Source organism: Lentibacillus sp. (genome assembly GCF_035301925.1).
Taxonomy (GTDB): Bacteria; Bacillota; Bacilli; order Bacillales; family Amphibacillaceae; genus Lentibacillus.
The window spans coordinates 1-9079 of sequence record NZ_DATGTI010000119.1 but is presented as its reverse complement, the minus strand read 5'-3'; the positions used below and the strand labels follow the sequence as shown (position 1 = coordinate 9079).

The 9079-nt window shown below is 41.2% G+C and carries 6 protein-coding genes; 4 read left to right on the top strand and 2 right to left on the bottom strand.

All coding sequences use genetic code 11. The annotated features are described in order from the left end of the window. The first annotated feature begins 853 nt into the window (after window positions 1-853). The 4 genes from VK080_RS10205 to VK080_RS10190 all read left to right on the top strand — a co-directional run bounded on the left by VK080_RS10205 (window position 854) and on the right by VK080_RS10190 (window position 6650). Complete coding sequence (locus VK080_RS10205; protein WP_324224669.1) at window positions 854-2440, top strand: alkaline phosphatase D family protein; 1587 nt, start codon at window positions 854-856, stop codon at window positions 2438-2440. Further along, complete coding sequence (locus VK080_RS10200) at window positions 2367-2711, top strand: penicillin acylase family protein (RefSeq protein ID WP_324224668.1); 345 nt, start codon at window positions 2367-2369, stop codon at window positions 2709-2711. Before VK080_RS10205 ends, VK080_RS10200 begins: the two co-directional genes overlap by 74 nt. Window positions 2712-2776: 65 nt before the next feature. Beyond that, the gene (locus tag VK080_RS10195) at window positions 2777-3010 is read left to right on the top strand and encodes a hypothetical protein (RefSeq protein ID WP_324224667.1); all 234 of its coding nucleotides are present in this window, start codon (window positions 2777-2779) and stop codon (window positions 3008-3010) included. Window positions 3011-3242: 232 nt separating this feature from the next. After that, window positions 3243-6650 carry a glycoside hydrolase family 97 catalytic domain-containing protein gene (locus tag VK080_RS10190; protein ID WP_324224666.1) on the top strand — a complete coding sequence of 1136 codons (3408 nt, stop codon included), beginning with the start codon at window positions 3243-3245 and terminating at the stop codon, window positions 6648-6650. 315 nt (window positions 6651-6965) lie between these two features. Here the strand turns inward: VK080_RS10190 and VK080_RS10185 are convergent, their stop codons facing one another. Then, window positions 6966-8444, bottom strand: a complete 1479-nt coding sequence (locus VK080_RS10185; protein ID WP_324224665.1) for an amidohydrolase family protein — start codon at window positions 8442-8444, stop codon at window positions 6966-6968. Window positions 8445-8668: 224 nt separating this feature from the next. Then, window positions 8669-9079 (bottom strand): hypothetical protein (locus VK080_RS10180; RefSeq protein ID WP_324224664.1); only part of this gene is annotated, 411 nt, incomplete at its 5' end.

Sequence of the window (9079 nt, the reverse complement as noted above, 5' to 3'; positions counted from 1 at the left end):
TGAAATGACGTCAATGCTTTTTGGGCATCTGAACAAACATTATCAGTCAGCGAATACAGTTCCATTCCAAATTTTCCCTCCTTTCTATCAAAAAAGGGTTTGCACATAAGAAAATACAACCTTAAATAAGAACTAGTGTTCTATTCGTGGTAATAAAAGCGTCTTGAAAGGAAAAAAGGTGCTTCCGACTTATTTGCCAACGAGGGACTTTGATCACACTTCTCAATATTTTGGACTAAGTTTGCAAGAAAAATTGTACAGTCGATGGGGCTTTTCATATTTACATATAAAGGAAAGATAAGGATTCAACATAGCGAGGAGGTCATTCAAGTGACAACTTACCAAATTCTGATGGTGTCAATCTCGATCATTTCCTTAATTGTGGCTATACTATCTTATGTTCATAAAAAAAGAAATAAATAGTCCGTACAAGTCATCGTATAAAATATAAAATCTAAGTCTTAAGAAAAGCTTGTAGAGAACAGCTTCTTTCTCCGCAAGCTTTTTTGTATTATCTGATGTTAGAAATCTTAAAGTTACTTAAGTAAAAATAGACGCTTGCACAGATAGTCGGGATTGACGGTCTGGAATCCAGGAAAGGACCTCCATTCAAATTTAAAACCGGTTAAATATAAAACATTTAATCGCAAGGTTGTATTTTTTCTTAAATGCCCCCATTTATAGATAGAGACTTCCGGGAGTTTATAGGTGAAAGGACAGTTGGAGGAAAGAATCCCCCAAAAATGTATTAGGAGGTATGCAACATTATGCGTATTAAACCTGCACCAGAACGAAAAGCCGGTGAAGGACAGGGGTTATTTGAGAAATTATTTATTGAGAGAGGAGCATGTATATGAATGGTAAGCTTTCAAATGTTGGAGTTCCTTTTGCTTCGTTGGTTAATAAAGGACTAATGCCTGCAGACCGTGAATTGATTGATTCAGAACTTCCTTTTTTTCATAAAAACCCTTTCCAGTTGGGTGTTGCTTCTGGTGATCCTCGGTCTGACAGTGTTGTACTATGGACAAGACTGGCTCCGGAACCTTTGGCAGATGACGGATTTGGAGGAATGCCGGATAGAGAGATTCCTGTACAATGGGAAATAGCAACAGATCAAAATTTTTTTGAGATCGTTGATTCCGGAACAGCGCGAGCACTGCCGGAATTAGGTCATTCCGTACATGTCGAAGTTCATCAGTTGCAACCAAAAACCTATTACTACTACCGCTTTAAAGTTGGATCGGAACTCAGCCCTGTCGGAAGAACGAAAACAGTTCCTTCCGCAGATGATTCTATTCCTTCGCTAACCTTTGCATTGGCATCATGTCAAGCGTGGTATCATGGTTATTATACCGCGTATCAATATATGGCGGAAGAAGATTTGGATTTAGTCTTTTTTCAGGGTGATTATATTTACGAATACGCCATTAACGAATCCAATCTATTTCGACAAGCTGACCTTTCTAGTCACCATAATGTTAAAGTTAAAACCCTTGATCAATATCGACTTAGATACGCATTGTTTAAGTCAGATCCTGATTTACAAAAAGCACATGCAGCTTTTCCTTGGGTCACTACATGGGACGATCACGAAGTCGAAAATAATTATGCTGCTGATAAATCCCAGTATGATGCTACGCCAAGACAGTTTTATCAGCAAAAATCGGATTCATATCAGGCCTTTTATGAAAATCTGCCGCTTAGAAGCACGTCAATTCCATATGGGCCTAACTTGGATTTATACCAAAAGATAACATATGGCAATTTAGCAGAATTTAATGTGCTTGATTCAAGACAATACCGGGATGATATTGTATCAGGTGACGATGATGAGCGTTTTAAACCCAATCGATCTATACTGGGTTATGAACAGGAACAATGGTTGTACAATAATTTAAAGACCTCCCAAGCAAGATGGAATGTTCTAGCCCAGCAGGTTCCTATGGCACAAGTAGACCGCGATCCAAGTCCCGCGAAGGGCTTTAACATGGATAAGTGGGATGGTTACGTTGCCAATAGAGAGCGGGTCTTCTCATCATTTAGGGAAAACAATGTGCGAAATCCGGTGGTGCTATCGGGTGATATACATCGCCATGCAGCAGCCAACTTGAAAGCAGATTTTAATGATCCATCCTCAGCAAATATCGGTACAGAATTTGTCACATCATCTATAGCTTCCGGGAAAGATGGGGAAGTAAATGACGAACAGGAACGTACTGCTTTGGAGGAAAACGATCACTTAAAACTATACAGAAATCAACGTGGTTATGTTCGCTGCACCGTTACACCCGAGGAATGGCAAACGGATTTTCTGGTCGTCCCTTATGTCACGAGACCAGGAGCGCCACTTCAGACCCTAGCAAGTTATGTTGTCAGAGACGGCGAAAATACACTGCAAGAGCTTGAGACTAAAACTTCTGTTGATGCACAGAATATGTAAAGTTTTTAACAAGTTCTGCCGGTTCACAGTAGAAAACACAGGTTATTCAAAAGAAACCTTTCGTCAAACGAGTGGAGCAACTTATAGAATGATATTGGATGTTGGCAGCTCGGATAACTTCATAGTGATGAACAGCCCGGGTCAGTCCGGCGATCCGAGCAATAAACATTACGACGATTTATTCAATAAATGGGCGACTGATCAAGCAGTTCCATTGTTATACAGCTATGAAAAGATGAAGCGTGTTGTGTTACTTCCAATACGCGATTAAATTGATTGTTTAAATGAACTCCCCTATTTATAACAAGCCTGCTGATATATAATCGGCGGGCTTTTTTGGGCATTGATTTGATAAGGAGAAAGAGTGGGCAAATCGCATTTGTTGTTTCTGATGCAGCAGCAGGTAATGGAAAAGGAATTCCTACCGTTCTAGCAACATATGGTACAACTATAGTAGTAGCAGACATATCTGATCAAGTAGATGAAGTAGTAGGAGAATTTAAGGAAAAAGGTTTTAACATGTGTGCAATGAATATGCACAGATGTTTTATTTATTGTCTGTATTGTTGATTAAATGGGATTTATCAAAATTGGCACAAAATTTGCTTAGGTATAAGTGAATAGAAAAATAAAAGAAAGTTGGTGATGCAGTTATGACATAAAGGAAAAAGCATTGTAAATATGATAGCGGTTGCAGGCATTGAGGATGAAAGGAAGTGATGTCTTTTTTAAAAATGCATCGCCTTTAACAATTATTGAGACCGATTGGTGACAGGATTATAAGTATTAAAAGGAGGAAAACATGCTCAATAAAAAGGGTTATATACTGATAGTTTCTTTAATATTGGGTTTGATACTTTCATTTTCAGCACCAACTGTATTTGCACAGTCTTCGGAAGATACCGGTGACAATGAAAATGACATAAAAACATCAATCAGTTCACCTGATGGTAATGTTCATTTGAATTTTAACCTGTCTGAGAATGGTGCACCTCATTATCAAGTTTCTTTTAATGAGATCAACCTGATTGAACCTTCGTCTCTGGGCTTCGAATTTAAAAATCAGACGTCTTTAGATGATCAATTCGAAATTGTTAAAACGTCTACTGACCGTTTTAATAATACGTGGGAGCCGGTATGGGGTGAGAAATCCGAAATCAAAAATCATTATCAACAACTGACGATTCACCTGCAGGAAAAAGAGTCACCTCATAGAAAGATGAATGTCATATTTCGCGTTTATAATGATGGGGTAGGGTTTCGGTATGTCTTACCTGAACAGGAAAACTTAGATCCAGACATGGAGATTACGGCTGAGGATACAGAGTTTCAATTTGCCACTAATAACACTGCCTGGTGGATTCCCAATGACTGGGATAGTTATGAGTACAATTATAATCAAACATCTTTAGATGAGGTCGAAGAAGTGAGCACACCGTTCACAATGAAGACGCCTGAAGGCATACACCTTACAGTACATGAGGCTGCTTTGATTGATTATGCTGGTATGGCTCTGAAAAAAGTTGATGGTGAAGAAAACACATTAAAAAGTCACTTAGCCCCTTGGCCGGACGGGAATGTGAAGGTCAAGAAAGATAGCTTGCCTGTCGAAACACCATGGAGAACGATTCAAATTGGTGAGAACGCTGGTGACCTCGTCGAATCAGACATGATTTTAAATTTAAATGAACCAAATGCCCTAGAGGATACGTCTTGGATTGAACCAACGAAGTATGTAGGGGTTTGGTGGGAAATGATAAGTGGTAAATCAACGTGGGAATCAGGCCCAGACCATGGAGCAACAACTGAAAATGCCAAAAAATACATTGATTTCGCACACAATTATTTAGATACAGAAAATCAAAATATTGGTCTATTGGTCGAAGGTTGGAATAAAGGCTGGGATGGCGATTGGATGGAAAATGGTGATAAATTCAGTTTTACTGAGCCTTACCCAGACTATGACTTAAGAGAAGTGGTCCAGTATGCACACGATCATGATGTGTCATATATTATGCACAATGAAACGTCAGGCGATATTCCGAACTATGAAAGTCAAATGGATGAGGCCTATGATCTATATCAGGAATTAGGAATTCATGCCATTAAGAGCGGATACGTTGCAGACTATGGCATTCACAATCCGGAGGGTCAGCATCATCATGGTCAATATATGGTTAACCATTATTTAGATGCCGTGAAAAGGGCTGCTGAACATGAGATCATGATTAATACCCATGAACCGATTAAGGGTACTGGCCTTCTCAGGACCTATCCGAACTGGTTGAGTCGTGAAGGTGTGAGTGGCATGGAATATAGTGCATTTAGTGATGATACCAATCCACCTGAGCATACAACTATCCTTCCATTTACCAGAATGATGGCTGGGCCTATCGATTTTACACCGGGAATATTTGATGTCGAGATTTCACATGCGGATACCCGTGTTCATTCAACCCGTGCCAAGCAACTGGCTCTGTATGTAACCATTACGAGCGGCACACAGATGGTTGCTGATTTCCCGTCAAATTACAAAGATGAGGATGGGAATATACTGCCTGAATTTCAATTTATTAAAGATGTCCCGGTAACATGGGATGATATCATGGTCCCTAATGCTGAAATCGGGGATGAAACGACGATTGTCCGTCGGAGTGGGGAAGAATGGTATATGGGAAGTATTACCGATGAAAAGGCCAGGACCTTAACAACTGATCTTGACTTCTTGGAAAAAGGCCAGAAATATGTTGCCGAAATTTATTCAGACGCCCCTGAAGCGGACATGGAAACCAACCCCACTCCGGTTTCAATCGACAAAGTGATTGTTAAACATAATGATACGTTCGTGTCTTCGCTTGCCGCTGGCGGTGGTCAGGCGGTTAGAATTTATCCTGCGTCGAATGAGGAAATAGCAGAACTTCCGAATTATAAGGAACCAAAAGTCAAATTATCTTATACAAATATTCCTGAGTCTATTGAGTCAAACGACATTTTTGAAGTAAAAGTGAATGTTAGAAACAAAGGAAATGTGATAACCGGCAAAACGCTGGCACTTCAGATTGATGGTGAAACAGTGGATGAGCAGCATGTAAGGGTTGCGCCAGGGAGTAATCAAGAAATTACCTTTACTTATGACAAACTGTTTGAAACCGGTGATCATCGGATAAATATCAGTGATCTGCCTGCCCAAAAAATAACTGTAAAAGAAAAAGAGCCAACATTTGAATATGGGAATCTAAATGTCTCCGCTGAGGACCAAACAATTAAAGCAACGGCAGAGGTTACAAACTATGGTAGCTATGAAGGCACAACAGAAGTGCCCCTCCACATCAACGGAGAGTTAGTTGAAAATAAGGAAGTGGAGGTGCCAGCTGAAGCAGGCGGAGGAAGTCATGAAGTAACCTTCACTTATCAGCCTGATCAAAAAGCTGGGGTCTATAAAGCAGCCATCGGTAATCTTGAAGCACAAATAGCAACGTTGCCGAATATTGCGTTAGCTGGAAATTGGCTGTTCCATGAGGGAGACGATCCAAGCTGGAAAGATCCTGAATATGATGACAGCGACTGGCAGCAAGTTGATTTGCCAGCTAGTTGGGAGGCACATTCTGATTATACGGAAGATAACGTTTACGGGTGGTATCGAAAAACCATCAATATCCCTGAAGAGTGGGAAGGCTATTCCTTGAAGGTCACAATAGGGAAAATTGATGATGTCGATACAACCTACTTCAATGGCCAAAAAATTGGTCAGTCCGGCAAATTCCCTACCGGTGATAATGGGGAAGGAATGGAAACGGCTTATGAGAAAATACGAGAATATGAAATTCCTGCAGAAGCGATCAATTATGGGCAGGAAAATGTTATCAGTATAAGAATTTTCGATGGTTCAGCCGATGGCGGATTGTACAGTGGCCCCATTGAGTCAATTGAGTTAATTCCTCAAACGAGTGCCGCTGTTATGAAGGATTTGGTCAGGCGTTACGAGGAAACAGGCGAATTCTCAAACGATGAAGCCGCCGATTCTTTAAACATGCATTTAACTGCCGTAAAGCGTTTTGAAGAACAAGAAGCGGCAGAAAAAGTTATCAAACACATGAAAAGCTTTAAACAGTTACTTGACCATCAGGAAAAAGAGGATCTGATTTCTGATAAGGCCTATAACGTTCTTAAGACTGATACCGAAAAACTAGTAGAAAAATGGCAATCTTAAGTCGTACGCAAGCATCCCCTTAACAGGTTAATGTCCTGTTAAGGGGATTGATTGCAGGGAATTGGGTCAAGGATGAATTGGAATTTGCCTTGACGACCTCCGATTCCATTCCATCAAAACCTATTGCCGAAAGATCAAAATATCAGTGGGAGTCCAGGCTTCCGGAGCTGACATCACGTAAAAACTACCGTCAGAACAAAATGTGGACGCTAATGTTCATATAGTAGGGCTCGAGTAACAAAAGGAGCAGTAAGGGGGATAAGTCCCCCTCTTGTAAATGCCCATATTTCTAATTTATCATCTCGTTCCTACAAACTACGCTTTCGCATCTTTCACAATCTGTTCTACGTCAGATAAAAGTTTTTTTGCGTCGTATACAATGCCGTCTTTGATCGTGTACTTTACCCCACCTACACGTTCGACTTTATTTGTTTCGGGGTTTAATTTTATAGTCCCCGTCCCATAAAGGGTTTTGAAATTATGCAATGGGTTTTCCTCGACAAGAACAAGATCCGCTAACATATTCGGACGAATGACCCCGAAATCCATTGGAATATTATTTTCTTTAGACAATAGTTCGGCACCGTTCATCGTTGCAGACCGAATAACTTCTAGTGGATGAAAGCCGGCTTCCTGCAGTAACTCTAGCTCACGGATATAGCCAAATCCATACAATTTGTAAATAAAACCGGAATCTGAACCAGTCGTGACGCGGCCTCCCCGGTTTTTGTATTCATTCAGAAATGCCATCCATAGTTTGTAGTTCTCTTTCCAAGCAATTTCGTCGGCAGTCGTCCAGTCAAAAAAGAATGAACCGTGATTTTCAGGATCAGGTTGAAAGAAGTCCCAAAGAGAGGGTAAGGTGTAAGTTTCGTGCCACTCTGCTTCTCGCGCTCTCATGACATCTCTGGTAGCTTCATAGATCGTTAAAGTTGGGCTGAATGTAAAATCAAGGTTCAGTAACTCGTTCATTACTGCATGCCACTTCTCACTATCTAAAGCAGCTGCTTGTTTCCAGAGTCGGCCTGCCTGACTAAAGCGATCGTATTCATTCGCGTAATTGTAATCAACAGGATAGTGTTGAACCAAACGATCATCGAACAATGCTTCTGGTAAACCGTACCAATGCTCCAATGAGCCAAGCCCCATACGAGCCGTATCCAAAGCATCGGAACGTGTGACAATGGTTTGTTCCAGATGCGCAGCAGAACCTAGTTCACGTTGATTCGCTTCGTCTATCAGAGCCTTCAGCACATGAGGGTCTGAACTTGATAGTTTAAAACCGTCAGCCCCCTTCATGTCTGCCCAGCGGACAAAATTTCGCGCATCTTCTTGAGTTCGAACCGGCCCTTTATCCCACATACCAGGTCGAATATAAGCGCTTATACGTGGTGCCACGATTTTATTATTGGCACTTCGCTCTTTTTCGTTGAGTGTCCAGTCAACACCGTTACCAGAACCGGGATCACGAACTGTAGTGACGCCGTGAGCCATCCACAATTTATAGACATACTCTGCAGGTGTCCCTTGTGCGTCACCTCCAATATGCGCATGTGTGTCCACAAATCCAGGCATAACATACATTCCGCGTGCATCAATTACTTCGGCATTCTCTGGCGGGTTTGCCATACCGTTACTGACATCCTTGATTTCATTTCCCTCAATAACAATATTAACAGGCCCTCTGGGTGGTGCACCGGTACCATCAATCATTGTCGCACCTTGTATCAATAATTTTTCAAATGGCCCCTGTCCTTCACCGGGTTTTCGTTCTGGTGCAGGTTTAATACTCATAATTTGTATACCTCCTATAAATTTTTGGGAATTATTTCTTCCATCTGTCCTTTCACCTATAGGCTCCCGGACATCTCTATCTATAAATGGGACCACTCCGGAAAAAATACAACCTTGTGGTTAAATGTTTTGTATTTAATCGGTTTTTTAAATTTAGAATGGACTTCCTCTTCGGTTCTCAGAATTCAGGCCGCCAAATTTTGTATGCATAGGGCTATTTTCATTTAATTACCTTTAATACTTCTAAAAATCAGATAAACAAAAAAAGAGACTGAGACATAATTAAAACTGCCAACTCTAAAGACGAACAATACACTAATTGAGCGGAGGAAATATACGAAGACTCCAGCGGGATAAAAGGCAGAGGTAAGACCCCGTAGTGCGCCAGCAATCTTTTCTGCGAGGAGCGTATACCTCACAGAGATAGCTTGCAACGCGACGAGCACGAGAAGGCTCACCAGCCGGCGGAAAGCGACGAGCTGAACATCCACCGAGTAAACTGCGAGTTGCGAGGAGTGCTGCTTCTTCGACACCTCATGCAACACGGCGAGCACCAAGTATATTTCCGGAGCGGGATATATGCACCAACTAAAGTTCGGATTTTTCTTTAATAAAAATGCTTTTGTCCCAGCCTC

Excerpts from the sequence above, each read along its gene's own strand:
- VK080_RS10205 (WP_324224669.1), top strand. The coding sequence starts at position 854 with ATGAATGGTAAGCTTTCAAATGTTGGAGTTCCTTTTGCTTCGTTGGTT.
- VK080_RS10200 (WP_324224668.1), top strand. The coding sequence starts at position 2,367 with ATGTTGTCAGAGACGGCGAAAATACACTGCAAGAGCTTGAGACTAAAA.
- VK080_RS10190 (WP_324224666.1), top strand. The coding sequence starts at position 3,243 with ATGCTCAATAAAAAGGGTTATATACTGATAGTTTCTTTAATATTGGGT.
- VK080_RS10185 (WP_324224665.1), bottom strand. The coding sequence starts at position 8,444 with ATGAGTATTAAACCTGCACCAGAACGAAAACCCGGTGAAGGACAGGGG.